The organism is Planctomicrobium stercoris, from assembly GCF_051465655.1.
Classification (GTDB): Bacteria; Planctomycetota; Planctomycetia; order Planctomycetales; family Planctomycetaceae; genus Planctomicrobium.
On record NZ_CP195791.1, the window covers coordinates 4968944 to 4983564 of the forward strand.

General features: G+C 58.7%; 15 protein-coding genes. All 15 read right to left on the bottom strand.

Translation table 11 applies throughout. The features are described 5' to 3' along the window. Positions 1–29: 29 nt before the first annotated feature. The 15 genes from SH661x_RS19985 to SH661x_RS20055 all read right to left on the bottom strand — a co-directional run bounded on the left by SH661x_RS19985 (position 30) and on the right by SH661x_RS20055 (position 14547). Positions 30–2675, bottom strand: a complete 2646-nt coding sequence (locus SH661x_RS19985) for a family 16 glycoside hydrolase (protein WP_437225281.1) — start codon at positions 2673–2675, stop codon at positions 30–32. Positions 2676–2889: 214 nt separating this feature from the next. Then, positions 2890–3975 carry a hypothetical protein gene (locus tag SH661x_RS19990; protein ID WP_437225283.1) on the bottom strand — a complete coding sequence of 362 codons (1086 nt, stop codon included), beginning with the start codon at positions 3973–3975 and terminating at the stop codon, positions 2890–2892. A 61-nt stretch (positions 3976–4036) separates the two neighbouring features. After that, positions 4037–5668: a hypothetical protein gene (locus SH661x_RS19995; protein WP_437225286.1), complete on the bottom strand. Its 1632-nt coding sequence runs from the start codon at positions 5666–5668 to the stop codon at positions 4037–4039. 72 nt (positions 5669–5740) lie between these two features. After that, entirely contained in the window at positions 5741–6181 is a 441-nt protein-coding gene (locus SH661x_RS20000) for a hypothetical protein (protein WP_437225288.1), read from the bottom strand. A gap of 152 nt (positions 6182–6333) precedes the next feature. Beyond that, positions 6334–7134, bottom strand: a complete 801-nt coding sequence (locus SH661x_RS20005; RefSeq protein WP_437225290.1) for a hypothetical protein — start codon at positions 7132–7134, stop codon at positions 6334–6336. A 65-nt stretch (positions 7135–7199) separates the two neighbouring features. Then, positions 7200–7709, bottom strand: a complete 510-nt coding sequence (locus SH661x_RS20010) for a hypothetical protein (RefSeq protein WP_437225292.1) — start codon at positions 7707–7709, stop codon at positions 7200–7202. Between the two features lie 66 nt (positions 7710–7775). Beyond that, positions 7776–8222: a hypothetical protein gene (locus SH661x_RS20015; protein ID WP_437225294.1), complete on the bottom strand. Its 447-nt coding sequence runs from the start codon at positions 8220–8222 to the stop codon at positions 7776–7778. 87 nt (positions 8223–8309) lie between these two features. After that, positions 8310–8738, bottom strand: coding sequence for a hypothetical protein (locus SH661x_RS20020; RefSeq protein ID WP_437225296.1), 429 nt, complete (start codon positions 8736–8738; stop codon positions 8310–8312). Between the two features lie 9 nt (positions 8739–8747). Next, on the bottom strand, positions 8748–9167 hold the full coding sequence (locus tag SH661x_RS20025; RefSeq protein WP_437225299.1) for a hypothetical protein: 420 nt from the start codon (positions 9165–9167) through the stop codon (positions 8748–8750). A 12-nt stretch (positions 9168–9179) separates the two neighbouring features. Further along, on the bottom strand, positions 9180–9404 hold the full coding sequence (locus SH661x_RS20030; RefSeq protein ID WP_437225301.1) for a hypothetical protein: 225 nt from the start codon (positions 9402–9404) through the stop codon (positions 9180–9182). Between the two features lie 82 nt (positions 9405–9486). Beyond that, positions 9487–9753 carry a hypothetical protein gene (locus tag SH661x_RS20035; protein WP_437225304.1) on the bottom strand — a complete coding sequence of 89 codons (267 nt, stop codon included), beginning with the start codon at positions 9751–9753 and terminating at the stop codon, positions 9487–9489. Positions 9754–9938: 185 nt separating this feature from the next. Beyond that, positions 9939–10475, bottom strand: coding sequence for a hypothetical protein (locus tag SH661x_RS20040; RefSeq protein WP_437225306.1), 537 nt, complete (start codon positions 10473–10475; stop codon positions 9939–9941). A gap of 245 nt (positions 10476–10720) precedes the next feature. After that, positions 10721–12430 carry an NCS2 family permease gene (locus SH661x_RS20045; protein ID WP_437225308.1) on the bottom strand — a complete coding sequence of 570 codons (1710 nt, stop codon included), beginning with the start codon at positions 12428–12430 and terminating at the stop codon, positions 10721–10723. 114 nt (positions 12431–12544) lie between these two features. Continuing rightward, positions 12545–13951 (bottom strand): MFS transporter, encoded by a 1407-nt coding sequence (locus SH661x_RS20050; protein ID WP_437225310.1) that lies wholly within the window; start codon positions 13949–13951, stop codon positions 12545–12547. Between the two features lie 353 nt (positions 13952–14304). After that, positions 14305–14547 carry a hypothetical protein gene (locus SH661x_RS20055; protein ID WP_437225313.1) on the bottom strand — a complete coding sequence of 81 codons (243 nt, stop codon included), beginning with the start codon at positions 14545–14547 and terminating at the stop codon, positions 14305–14307. Positions 14548–14621: the final 74 nt, after the last annotated feature.

A 14621-nucleotide genomic window follows, 5' to 3' on the forward strand; every position in this document is an offset into this window, starting at 1 on the left:
ATTCAATTGCGACTTCCTGCGAACATCACTCAGCTGCCTCGCTGCGACGCTCCCGGCTCATTGGCCACACGGCTCAGCGCCCGCTCCCGGATCTCATTCAGAAAGACTTTGACGTTGGGGCGGCCCTGATCTCCTGCCGACTTCTGAATCCACTGGAAGTAGGCCTGCTGCAACTCGGGGGTCCATCCGGCGTGCAGATCTGCCAGCGACTTTGCATACCCGATCTGCTCTTCGGCTGTCCCGGCATTCTCCAGCAGGTAGATCCCTTGTTCGGCAGCCCGAGGAGATTGCAGATAAACGAGAATCTCCAGCAGCAGCTGGTTGATCTCGGGGTACTTCGCAGGAAGGGCGTCCCCGAGTGTGTCGAGCAGGGCAGTGCGGACCTGCGGGTCAGGCTGGCCGTAGCGGAGAAGTGCCAGCTGGACGACACGCAGTCCCTGAATCCGCTGGTCGACGGTGAACTCGGTCCAGTCAAGACCGCTCAGGGACGTGAGGACTCCCACCTGCATGATTGCTTTGGCTCCGAAGGAACCTCCCAGTGAACTTTCCCAGTCAGAGAGCGGGGTATCGACTGCTGTGCGGGTGTCTTTCAGGTCACGAGTCTGAGTCCGACACAGCGCGAGCAGCGACTCCAGCTTGGCCTGCAGATGCTGTTCGTTGAGTGCTTTCCCAGCCCATTCTTCTGCAGGCCGAAATTCAATCGCCGTGCGGGCAGCGCGGCGTAACACAGGATCGGCATGCGAAAGAAAGGGCCAGGCAATTTCGACAGCATTGGAACAGTCCGGAGCATGCAGCGCCTGCAGCTTTCGCAGCTCGACACGATCCAGTCGTCCCTGCTCGTTGGCAGCATTGACCGCGTTGGCGGCTTCCGGACCGGCGTAAGTCAACCGGCAGAGTCCCGCAGGAGCATCGCTCCTGTCGACGAGAACGTACATGGATTGATCAATCGGGTTCACCACAACGTCCAGAAGAGGAGCGTTGCAGTTCAAAACGGGCTCTTCGCCAGCTGTGGCATAACCCGCACCCTGCGGCTGCAGGTGAATCGCGTGCAGCGAACCACTCGCTGCATCACAGGCGAAGATCGCCCGGCGATATTTCACCGGCAACGGGGCCAGGTCGCCAAAGCACATGCCAGCAGGCACAAACGAGGGCATGTGAGCAACGGCGGCAAAGGTGTCAGCAAGATACTCGGGAGTCTTCGCACCTCCGCTGCGCCAGCCGTAGTCGGCACCGCTCAGAACCTGACAGATACGCGAAGGACGGTACCACGGAGTCTTCAGATCGCTTTCATCATGTGTATCGAAAGTGAAGAGTTCCCCATCTGCGTTGCGGGCTGCATCCGAGGGATTCTGCAGACCGACACAGATCAGTTCCCAGTCGCTTCCATCCGGAGACATTCTGGCGACATACCCGCCGGGAGCAGGGGTTCCTTTCATGAACCCGTTTCCGTGCAGGCGGGGAAGCATCTGGTCTTCATCCCACAGTTGCGGGACTCGGGACGTTTCAAAGTCGGTCAGACCGGTCTGATTGCCGCAGACAATCTCGAGCGCATTCTTTTCGGCATTCAGCACGATGGCGCGAGGACCATGACCGCCGGTGACGGTCAATTTCCTGAGCAGCTCCACGTTGTCGAGCCTGCCATCGTCATTCGTGTCACGAATGCGATAAACACCTGATTCCTGCTCGCCGGTTCCGTTCACGACGGCATACAGACTTCCAAAGGCCCACTGCAGGCCCTGCACTCCATTGATGGCAACGTCGATCTTTTCAAGGATCGGATTGCCCCCGTTCGCGGCCATCGGGGGAGTCAGCCGGGACAGGCCGGCCTGTTCATCATTGACAATCAACCGGCCCTGCGGGTCGACGCACACGGCATTCCACCGCTGGGACTGAGGAGCGGCCTGCAGCCACTCCACCTGAAAATTTCCGTGTGGAGTGAGCTGTGGAAAGGTCCTGGACTGGGCTCCGGCAGCGGGCTTCAACGACTTCAGCCGAATGTTGCGGAACTGGGCTTTCATCGGCGCCCCGGCATGCAGCTGCAAAGCGATGATTCCTTCCAGATCCCGATCCGGTTCCTGAGCATCGTTGATGTCGATGACCGTCACACCGTCGAGCTTGTGAACCAGATGAGTCCCCTCACAGGTGATGGTCAGTTCATGCCATTTCGAAAGGTCGACAGGGCCGAATTCGCCTTCCAGCGATTTGACTTCTTTCTTCCCGTCCTTGGCGATCGTGACTTTCTGGCCACGTTCGACCAGGATACCGCGACCACGCTCGTCGTAGATCATCGCGGTATATTTGGGAGCGGGATGGATGTCCGCTTGATACCCGCTGACGACCCAGTCTCCGAGTTCAGGACGCCGCTGGGAGCGATACTGCACTCCGGAGTTGTTATCCCCTTCCAGGCGGAATTCGACTTTCAGTTCGAAGTCATCAACTTTCCCGCCGGTCCAGGAGAGGAACTGATTGTACTTCAGACTGCCGTCGGAGATGCCGGTGATGGCTCCATCCTGAACGGACCAGAGTTCCGGATTGCCGTCCCATCCGGTCAGGTCCTTTCCGTTGAACAGATCCTGATAGCCCTCATCGGCGAGTGCGGTCCCTGCCAGGCAGCCGAGGATGGCAATCGCGGCGATCCGCTGAAGTGACCGCCCGAATGTCCGAAAACTGTGCATACGTGTTCCTTCTCGCTGATGATTCCAATCCTGTGTCGTCGCCGGCCATAAGAGGAAGAACCGACGGCAACCGGAATCATATCAGAACTCAATTCGGCCATCAGTCATCCGCGTCATTTTTCCGGGCGGAAGAGAATGGTTGGCCACTGAGTCGGAGAAGGGGGGGCGATTCTCAGAGATTCAGGACAAGCTGAGCCGCGATCGCCGGAGAAAATCAGCCTTCCGCATGCACGTCGATGGGAATTTCCGGCAGGGCGTCGATCGCCCGAAGCAGCCTGGAATGGGGGTCGGGCGGGATTTGCTCCTTGACCGGCGCCGCGGCAGCTGCGGCTCCCTTTCCCTCAACAGGCCAGAAGTGCGGGCGGACGTCCCGCATTTGTGTGAGATGTTTCGGCCGGCGATCACGGTTCTCGGAATACCTTCCACGTGTCTGCTCCGAACGTGGATCGCCCGGGAGCTTCTGGATGCGCTGGCATGCCTGCGCCACGCTCAGACAAGGGAAGTCCGCATTCAGGCGGCTGCGGGGTGTGACGCTGTGAAGCTGGAGCCCCGCAAGCGCCATGGAGCGTCGGCACAGCCTGAGAGTCTGCACGATCCGGAAGTAGTGGGCATCGGTCTGAATGGCAGCCGTCAGCGATTTCTGTTCATCAAAGTGGTACTGCGAATCGGTCGAAAGTTCTTCCAGCTCCCTGCGGGCCAAACCTGCTTCTTCACAGCGACGAATGAATGTTCCGAGCAGTTCTCGCGGCTGATAGCGTACTCCCTTCCCTGAAGCGATCTTCAAGAGTGCCGGTGATGGTCTCACGGTCATCTCACAGCCAACCAGATACAGTTCGCGAAAGCCCAGCCGGAACGCAATCTCAATTGCCTGAATCAGTGAGTCCTGCCAGTCAGTGACCGGAGATGTTCCAGTCCCGGGAAAGTCATGGAAGCCCCGCTGCCGCTCGCGATCAATCAGATAAAGCGACGGGGAGTCACAGACTTTGAACGTCGTCTCGGGCACCAGGTCCATGGCTCTCCCCTCGTGAACGAATTTCATCACGCCGGGGTCGAGGTAGATCGAGCGATGAAACCTTGCGGTCGGATCATAGCTGGTCCAGAAATGGGGTCGCAGCAGTCCCGATCCTGCCAGATTGATGCAGAAGCGGGGAGCGGGTGAGTTCACGATCTGATCAGCCGCCAGCTGATTGAGTGACGGTCCCGCTCCAATGATCCAGCACGGGGTGGAAGTGGGACCGGCGAACTGATTTTCCAGCGGCATCGGGATGCGGGTTCCATCAGTCGCACGACGCAGAAACATGAACAACCTTTCGATTCAAGTCGGGATGACAGAGGTTCCGGTCGGTGATCCCGGAACCGGCTTACATGTCGATGTACGTCGTGTCGTCATCTTCCTCAGAGGAGGTCTCCTCACCCTCCGAGCCGAACTCGCCGCTGCTGAAGTCCGGGTCCCCCGAGGTGGGATCGGGACCGCCGGATGTCGGATCAGGGTCATCCGCGGTGGTCGTTTCGTCCGGATCCGACGTGGTCTGATCTTCATCACTGCTCGTCATTCCAGACGAGATGTCCGCGGAGCTGGAATCGGTGAACGAGTTGAAATCTGAATCGGTCGGAGGTTCTCCGGTGGTCGTGTGTCCCCCTCCTTCAGTTGAGGAATCGGGCGAGGTCGACGCGTCGTGAGAGGAGTGATCCGATGAGCTGTCCAGAGGCGATGAGGATGACCATGACGAGTCCGAACTCTCGCCCTCCGAACCTCCTCCGCCCCCTCCCGAGGGCAGGGGCGGTGGAAGGCTGATGTCTCCTCCCGCTGAGATCACGTGATTGGGAATCTCCCAGCGTTCATCCTGCGGGGGCTCGGGCCACAGAGTCCGTGGATCTTCCGGTCCGAGTTCCATCCGGAACCGCGGAATGTGGTCGAAAAGAACGCGTATCGTTTCAATCCGCGAACGCACGATTTGAGTCCCCTCGCGATCCTGCAGTCGCACTTCCCCCAGCCACGGGACCGGCAGAGTGGTCTGCCCGGTCGTTTCGATGAAGTACCTGCTGGCGGGTCGGGAGTAGGTTCGAAAGAACTCCCGGGCAAAGGCTCGCGAGTCATCCTGAGTCCGGATCCATGGGAGCCAGATCTTCAGACGTCGATCCCCGTATGCAGCGCGGCTGGTCGGTTCGAAGAAGTTGCCTCGCCAACGGTACACTTTTCTGGCAACATCGTTCGAGGTCTCCTGCTGGTCGTAAACGTAATCGCCCGTCAGCAGCAACCTGTTGTACAGGAATTCCAGATCACGCGATTCAGCGAGCGTGGTGAGATCCCGCTGCTCGCGGTAGGTCGCCAGCAGCGTCGTTCTTGCGCGGAGGAAAAAGAACTTTCCATCGGCGTCCACCCCCCAGGCTGCCGACTGGGCACGCAGCGCCAGGTCTTTCAAAACAGAACGGACCGACTCTTCGCCCCGCACCTTCATGCTGTAGAGAGGAGAAGACTGTGCAGGGTTTTCCACTTTGGCAGGAACATACTGCACGTGCGTTGCCGGGACGATGTACTGCGTCATGAGCAGGCGGACAACATCCACGGCAGACCCAGCGAAGTCGAACGTCTCCTGGGCATGATCCGGGTCGAACGGAAACTGATCCGTGGCTGCGTAGCGATGCGGCTTTCGACCATCGGCCGCCATTCCGAACCCGCCTGGGAAAATCTGATTCAGCTCGACCGCCATTCCCTCCAGACGATAGCGGACAACCGCAGGGGATTCGGCAGACCGCTCTTCGACCCGTCCCAGATACCAGCGATCCCCCTCTTCCACTTCCAGACTGATCCAGTCCCCCAGTTCGATTTCCCCCCGCTGTTCGAAATCATCGGAGAGGACCAGCTGCGCACGGCCGCAGCCACCCTGCCGGTGCAGCTCGAACCAGCAGGAGCGCAGTGCAGTGATTGAAATCAGCTGCGGGAGTCCATCAGGATCGGGACCGTGGTGCAGGATGCGTCTGTGAAAGGCCATGATGCACTCAGCGAGAGGAGATGGAGTTCGCGGTTCGGGATTCTTGAGGAACGATGGCGGGCGGCAATGCGGTCACGCGGGCAGACCGCTGCGCAGGACGGGATCGGCAGCATGAATCGAGAGTGCGTAGGAATAAAGATGCTGACTGGAGAGATCGATCTCCAGTCGTGTGGTCACACACTGGCGGAAGTAGCGGAAGTTCGAATCACCATCTCGATAGAGGGCGAGCGAGAACCCGTCATCATCGGAGGTATGCAGCGCCGACCGCAGGAGTTCAACCGTCTCCAGCATCGTCACCTCGGACAACTTCACGTTGCCCGACTGTGAACCGATCTGCCCTTCGATCGTGATGTCGGCCCCGTCGCGGGAAGGACCGGCGATTCGGTTCCCGTCCTGCCGGGGGACCTTCAGTTTGAGGAAGTCCCAGCTGTCATGGACCCGACAGATGAGAATCGGCCGGGGCAGTTCGACAATCGAATCACTCAGCAGAATCGCGGGAGCAAATTGCATCATACGGGGCCTCTCATGAATGCGATCGAAAGACATCCTGGCAACGAAGAAACGGGAGCGAGTCTCACGAAGGTGGGGTGTTCCGGCGGCGATCAACACCGCTTTCGAACGACAACTCTCCCCGAATCGCCGTCACACCTCTCCTGAGACTGGGGCTATCCGCGTCGATTCCGGATGCCAATCCCCTGTCGACGAAGATCCTGCATCAGCTCACCGACATCGGCGGTCTCACGCACATGAATCTCGATGCCACCAAAGTGATTCATCGTCTGCTGCGTGGTCGAGGTGGAACTCGGTATCGACCGAGCTCGGGAAGGGATCGAAACGGACTCTTCTCCCGGCATTCGAAGCGCCAGCAGACGCTCCCTCGGATCAGGGACGATCGCATCGCCGACCCCGATCCCGCGATTCCATTGATCCAGCCGGTTCACTCCCAGCTTCAGAACCGCTTCCTGATTCAGAACAAATTCACCCGCAGTCAGATGGGCGGAAACACGATCGATTCCGCTCGGCCCAGCGACAAGACCCCCTCCGGCGTAGGCACGCTGAACCTGTGCTCTCCCGCCACCGGGGAACGGAACTGGACTCCAGGGACCGATCGTCGGTCCCGCAATCGACGCCATGCTGATCGCCGCCAGCTGCGCCGCGGCTGCCTGGGCCGCCTGCATCAGCTGAGCAAGTGCATTCAGAGCGGGCTGAACATTCAACGTCACCGGAAGACCGGCAATCTGCTGAATCTGCTGGCTGATGAGACTCAGCGCACCGCTGAACCCCTGTAACGGAGCCAGCGAAGAGGACAGTCCACTAAAAGCGTTGCCGAGGTCCGTAGCTCCTTCCGCCCCTTCAGCCAGTTGCTGCTGAAGTCCGTCGAGCATCTCGGCAACCGACTCCAGTTCGGTCTGCAGATCGGAGCTGTCCCCGAGAATCTGCACTGTCAGCGATTCCACTTGTGGCATCGTTCTGTTCCTGGCCTTCAGGAGAGGAGAGGGAATCCGTTCACGTCATCCGTGTCGGTCAGGCATTACTCAGACACGATTCGCGTCACAGCGGGAGCCACCTGAAAGGCGCGCCCTGTGAAGGCGATCAGGTTCGCATCTTCGCCTTCCGACATCGTCAGTGTTTCGCGATAGACCTTGGAAAACGTGATCTTCTCGCTCGCCACGCCGGCCGGATCGACCACCGTGAACTCGAACGTCAATGTCTGCTGCTCACCATCCGCTGACGTGCTGACCACACCGGAATCTTCCTGAAACATCAAGGTCTCATACAGCTGCAGGGGATCACCGGAAGAGTTTGCTTTCCCCACCAGCTGCGTCCACTTGGCGGTGAACGAAAGGGAGGTGGACTCGTCGTCCCCTTTGCGCAGATGTCCGGCCGAGATCGAACCTCGGTCTTTGACTTCAATCGTCTGCTGCCTCTGGGTCCAGGTCAGGTCTCCCTGATCCAGCAGCACAGTCAGCTGCGCACTCGCGCCATCTTTGATCACCAGTTCGCCGTCACGCAGATTTCGAGTGATGTTGGAAACTGCCATAGTCGGAACGTTCCTTGTGTTACAGAATTGAGAAGTCGGGACGGGGGCTTGTCACGTGATCACGTATCACGCCAGCATCTGCTCGGCCGCGCCTGCAAAGGAAACGACAATGTGCTGCAACGGGAGTCGCGGCTGCGAATCCAACTCACGCGTCAGGTCGCGCACAGTCGCTTCCCGGATCCGCAACACCCCCTGAGTCAGATCCGCATCGTCCCCGGTCGAAAGTGGGAAGGTCTGGTGCGCCAGTACTGTCCGGACGCTGTCAACCATCGTGAAGACATGCCGCTTTTCCGCTCCTCGCGAGTAGCAATGCACATCGATCATCAGTTCCATCGACTCCAGTCCCGGGTCTCGCTGGGGAGGCTGATAGGATTGCGTCACCCAGAATTCGAACCAGCTGGAGAGTTGTGCTGCATCCAGCGGAACGCCCGGAAACTGCGTCGGCGTATCCAGAACGATGCTGTTTTGCCAGGCGTTTTGCAGGACAGCCGTCAGTTGAGCCAGGGAAATCATGAATCGCAGTTCTGAATGAAGGAGACTGTTGATGAGCAGAGCAGCATTTCGAAAACGACCTTGAAGAACGGCTCTAGCGCAGAAACATCAAAGACGAAACAGCTCCTGCAGCCGGCTTCTTACCTGCTGCAGCCCTGCCCGCGCCATCGCAAATGGAGACATGCGCGACGTGCCGTATTCCAGGAAAGGCACGTAGTGAACGAAGTTCATGGCTGAGGCGATGCTGATTCCCTTGGAGTTTTCGACCGTCAATTTGCCCGCCCGTCGACCGGCATCGACCTGACTGGGATGCGGCCCTTCCCAGCCGGCGGGAGGAGTACCTCCCAACTCTTCAAGCGATCGGACCCAGGCGGCCCGCGAGCGCGCGGTGTCGACCGGATTTCGCTCAATCACCCTCTGCAGCGTTTCAATCATCGCATCACGAATGAGCTGGGAACGCGCATCTTCAAGTCGCTGACCACACAGGTCGCGAATGCGCTCCGCAGCCTCTCCCTCAACTCGCACTTCGATCTTCATCACAGCCCTTCACGTGTTCCCGGTCAGCCCATCAAAATGACACTCCAGCAGCAGGACCCCCGGGTTGCCTGATTCGCGGACAGCCTGTATCGAGTAGGGAGTGTCATCGAACTCGATCCGTGCGGAGGTCAATGGAGCACGATCCGGAATCTCGCTGCGACGGACCAGCAACAGCCGCCGCGTCAAACTCAGGGTGGCAGAAACGTTCGGGACCTGACGTGGCTGAGACTCGGCAGGAATCACGGAAAGCTCACTCGCATACTTCGATTCTTCCCGCCGCCCGGACTCTGCATCGAAGTGCTGGCAGACTTCGACAAACCATGCCGGCCTCCCCCAGTCCTCAAACATCCGGTCCGTGTCAAACTGCAGCAAGCTCTCCATGTTCCACATCTGCAATTCCTGTTTGTTGAAGCCACTTCGGATCGCCACGCTGACTTGCGACTACCACAGCTTTGCCAGAGCTGCGGTCAGACTCGCCCCCAGCAGGAACGTGATCGCGGAAATGATTGGAGAAAGGTGGTACCGCCACCGTTCAATGGATCGCAGCCGTTCTTCATGGTCGATCTTCGTTTCCGTCACCGCCAGTAACGACACGCGCAGCCCTTCGAGATTCACATTGATCAAAGCCAGCGACTCAACCAGCCGGTCAAATGCATCATCCGCCACAGCCTGACCTCCTGACTCTCCCTCTTTTCCAAAGCACGTCCACACGATCTGCACACACGACAAGCGTCTGAGCGAATCCTTTTCACATCGAAGCCTGTGAGACAGTCCAGCCCGGCTGTGAACTGAGCAGCTTCTGGTAGTAATCACGGGCTTCCAGCAGCGCCCGCAGATTGGCAGCTCGGTCAGTCTGCTGTCCGGCAGCTCCTCCCACCCCATATTTCAGTGCGGAAAGTTTTCCGTCCCGCACCAGATTGAGCAGATCCAGATCGATCTGCGAAAGGATCCCGCGCATCTGTTCCGCAGAAAGTTCAACGCCCTGAACAGAATCCAGATTCGATAAATCGCTCATTTGAAATGCTCATTCAGAAGGAAGCGGCCACGAGTTCGACTCCTCGCGACGCAGCCGCTCGTAAGCCATCAGTCTCAGCTGGGCCGAATAATCCAAAGACAGAAATTCGTCTTCCCGCAGATGCAGCCGCTCGCAGACCCGCAATATGAAATAGTCCAGCGTCCGCAATGCCTGCCGTGTTGAATTCAGTCCGGCGTGGGGATCATTGCCGAAGAGAAATTTTGACGGGCCGCCTGCAGGTGATCATCAATCAGGTTGCTGAGTCGACCGACTTCCCGGCAGAGCTGGACCAGATCACCAGCGGTGAACCCCGCCAGTTCAAGTTCCTGATAGATCTGTTGTGCATATTTTCGCCAGTCATCCGGTGAATTCGTTGTGGGTGCGACGGCGTCGAACTGGACGCGTGGCTCGCCGCGGAGTGCTTCCACCAGTGACAGCACGGCCACGCACTGATGGTACTGCTCCAGCGCGACACGGTAGCTGGGATCTTGTCGGTCATGCATCGTCAGCACCTGTCCCTGCGGGTCCCGCATCGGCTTCCCCTGAGAGTCGCGGGCGATCTTCACCGGAGGCTGGGGAAGTACGATCGACCGACTTTGCAGCCGCTGATGAAAACCCAGCGAGAGTGGTTCCAGCCGCAGCGTAAGCGGTTCTTCCGACCCTCGTCGCAACGAGAAGAGCGAACTGCAGGAATTCTGAAGCGGCTTGCCGTCGAGTTTCATAACACGCGAGTCTGAGTGAGGTAACAACCGTGTGGGTCTTGTCTTCACTCAAGCGGCGCGAGTTGCGCAGAATCGTTCTGCAGCCTGCTGACGCAGGACATCAACGAAGGGAAAGGCGGCCAGATTCCCGTGTCAGAATCGATTAGAGCGGTTTTGCCAATAGTCTATTACGTTCCGCAGGCGATAATATGGACTTTCATGCGGTGAAAATCCTGAATCGCCTGCACATGATAGACCAAACTGGTCTAGATGTGCGCCTCGTCGACAGGCTGATCTTTGGCCCAGGCCCCGATGATCAGAAAGAAAACGGCGCACAACAGGTATCCCACAGCGATATCATCCGCGCGATACAGCACTGCTCCTTCGACCGGCTTCACAAAGCGGAACAGATAGTCGAGCGCTGCTCCGAATGGAACATCGTACACCTGATACGCATGCATGATCCCCAGCCAGGAGAAGAACGCTGCTGCAGACATCCACGCTGCCGCTGCCCGAAACTTGCGGTCGATGAGACATGCGGCGGCAGCTGCCAGAATCATGCAGGTAAAGATGTATCCCCGCTCCATCAGCAGCAGACCATGCACCAGAAAACCATTCACTTCAACAGTCGCTCGCGCGGGAACAGCCGCCGGGACTGACGAGTCCGTCTCAGCATCTTGAACCACAGCCACCGCTGCCGGTGGGGAGATGACCTCACGAAGATTCTTTCCACCACCAACTCCAAACGCTCCCATCATCACTGTTGCCCCCCATGCGGCAATGGCTGGAAACAAGCCGATTGCCACAGCGGGAGCATGTTCTTTCGGCGTCGCCGAGAATGCCTGCGCGGTGATGATGATCCCGATCCAGAGCACAATTCCAGCACCTGCTTCGATGGGAATGACCGCAGCGATCAGGCCGATCAGCCCGAAGAAGGCCAGCAGAGTGATGACCAGACCATTCAGCGTCGAATAGCCGGAACGGGCTCCCAGCGCCTTCCAGCCGGGATGTCCGATATAGATCGTTGTTGGGAAACAGCTGCCGAACAGAGCGGCGAGAATCGTCCCCAGACCATTGATTGCCATCGAGGGTGCGGTCGGATACTGGTCCCCCGCAGCCTCGGCAGATTCGATGTTCTGAAGACTGCCGACGACATTGAACAGCCCCATCGGGATCACCACTGAGAGGAATGGAATCCAGTTCTGCAGCTCCTTGAGACCAGTTTGAATTGCCGGCCAGCACCAGACCGGCAGGCGGAGCTTGATCGTTTCCAGGGAGGCACTCACCGCGCCGGGGGACTGAGCTCCGTAGGTCACCCAGTCGGGGACGCTTGGAATCTGCTGCACGAGGATCATGAGCCAGGCTGCCGCGGTCCCGATCAGCACGGCGACAAAGCCACTGGGAAGTCCCAGCGGAAGTCGCACGCGAGAGAACAACCCGACCAGCACAATCCCCAGCGGCAGCATCGCGATGAGTGGCTTATTGAAGATCTGCAGGGCGAACGTCATGGAGATGAAACCGATCGCGATCCCTGCCAGTGTCGAGAGCAATGCCGCTCGGGGAGTACTTCGACGAATTTTCCCCGCGACGAATGCTCCGAGGAATTCGATCAGTCCGCTCCCCAGACAGGCCAGCAATCCGGCTCGCCACGCGGCCTCAGCATCCCCTGTCCGATCGAATGTCGGCTTGATCACGAAGAACACATACACCAGCAGTGACGGCGTGTTGATCCCGTAGGGGAGGGCGGTCACATCCTTCCGGCCGGTCTTTTTCGCCAACCGGAGAGCCTGCCATGCATAAAACAGATTCCCAAAGAGAATACTGACTGCCGCTCCCGGAAGAACGACGCCGTACAGCAACTCCCCGGACATCCCGCACAGCCCGCTGCAGAGTCCGACAATCAGCAGGAGCTGAACCAGGTTGTCGACAAAGAGTCCGAAGAACCCGTCGAGGTCTCGCTTGACGAAGAATCGCATCGGGGTCTCTCCAGGCGGAACGAAGGGGTGAGAGCGGTTCTCGATTCGGTCATCAATTTTCAGCAGGAGTGATGTCCACTCGAATCACGGAGTGAACATCACCATCGCGCGACGCTAAACGATCTCTTCGCGGGACGAGGCTGATGCGACATCTCCTTCCGAAGCTGCCACCTGCGATCGGTCACGGAACAGCACTGCGAACAGGAAGGCCACAACCGCTGCGAACGCGGCCGGGATTCCCCACAGCAGTTTCCAGTCAATCAGTCGCAGTTCACTGCGTCGCAGCTCACCCTTTTCCTTCGACAGTTCGTCGATTCGCTTCTGAACAGCGGGCTTCTCAGCCGCCGATGCCTGGGCAAGTTCCTGGGTCAGTTCTTTGTTCAGCTTGTCAGCAGCTTCCATCCGCTCGACCAGTTCCGGCGGCTTGGGCGAAGTCGCAAGAGCTTCAATCCGTCCGGCGGACTGTGCTCCAATCAGCATCCCGATTCCAAGTGTCAATGAGACCAGCAGGCCTTGTGCCTGGGCACGGATGGGTCCGGGAGCTTTGCGATCGGTATAGATCTGTCCGGTCACGAAGAAGAAGTCATAGCAGATCCCGTGCAGCAGAATTCCGATGACGACCAGCGAAACCTGTCCGGACGGAGCCCCGATCGCGAACAGGGTGTATCGAGCCACCCAGGCAAGCATCCCGGTCAGCAGCATCCACTTGACCCCCAGACGGGCAAAGAAGAACGGCATCACCAACATGAAAAAGATTTCCGAGACCTGTCCGTAGGACATTGTCCGGCCGATCGGCAGCCCCAGCATTTCCACCACGCGGCTGGCGATCTGGTAATAGAACGCCAGAGGTATGCAGATCAGGATGCTGGAAATCATAAAGACCAGATAGGTGCGATCCTTCAGGAGCTTCAATGCATCCAGCCCCAGGAGCTGTCCGATCTTGACAGGTCCGGTGCTGGTCGGAGGTGTCGCCGGGAGAACAAGGAAGCTGTAAATCCCCAGGACGATGGCCGCACCCGCAGCGAGGTAGAACATCCCAATGGTCGTCTCAAGGGAGAAGCTCGTCAGGGCCCAGCCAGCAAGGATCCAACCGATCGTTCCGAAGACGCGAATGGCGGGGAACTCTTTTTCCGCATTCGTAATGTTCTTCATGGCGACCGTATTGGACAGCGCCAGTGTCGGATAGAACGTCAGCATGTAGGCGAGGAACATCAGATTGATCACCGCAGGACTGGGGTGATCTGCCTTCATGAAGGTGGTGGCTGCCAGCATGATGAGGCCGCCCGCCAGATGCATCACCCCCAGCACACGCTGCGCGGAGAAGAATCGATCCGCGACCATCCCGACGAGCAGGGGAGTCACCAGACCCGCGATCGGTCCGACCGAATAGGTCCAGCCAAAGTCAGAAGGACCAAATCCAATCGTTCCCAGATAGTTCGGCGCGGTGACGTACCAGGCCCCCCACACGAAGAACTGCAGGAACATCATGACTGAGAGACGTACAATGATGCCGACGTTCATATGTGGTCTGCCCATCCAGTTGCGGAAAGATGAGGAAGCGGATTGAGTACGGGCAGAAACGCACTTGCTCCTTAAGAGCCGTTTCCACCTGCGGAAACGGTATCGGCAGACCCCAACTGACGCAAGTAACCGCAGCAGCGGGTGCGGTCGTCTCGAGCTCGCCGGGTGGCGAGGCGAACCGCAGAAAACCATGGATTAGAGGCGCGACGACCAAGCCACGCACATCACCGTTCTGGTGGCGCAAAAAAAAGAGCAATGATTCCCTGACGCTGGTGAAGTCCGGGAACCATTGCTCATAGGCAATGCTGTGCGATCAACGTCGCACTATTCATCGCCAGTCTCAAAATATCCGATCAGGCTGCCCAGCCGTCGCGGTTGTTGCGATCCAGAGCAAGCCGTGCAAAGCGTCGGGTGGAAACCGGAACGGTCCGTTGCCGCCCTGCCTGTCCACGCGACCGTCGAGCCCGTTCTGCTTCGGTCCATCCAGACTGAATTTCAGCGCACAGATCACGGATTTCTTGAGGGCTGGGGATGTACACATCGTCCCGCTCGCATTCGATGGCATCTCGGGAAAACTCGACTGCGGCGGAAACCATGGCATCTCTCCAGCACTCTGTGCTTCGGCGGGTGTTTGTGAACGAAAGAATTCACGATCCTGGCGAAGCAACCC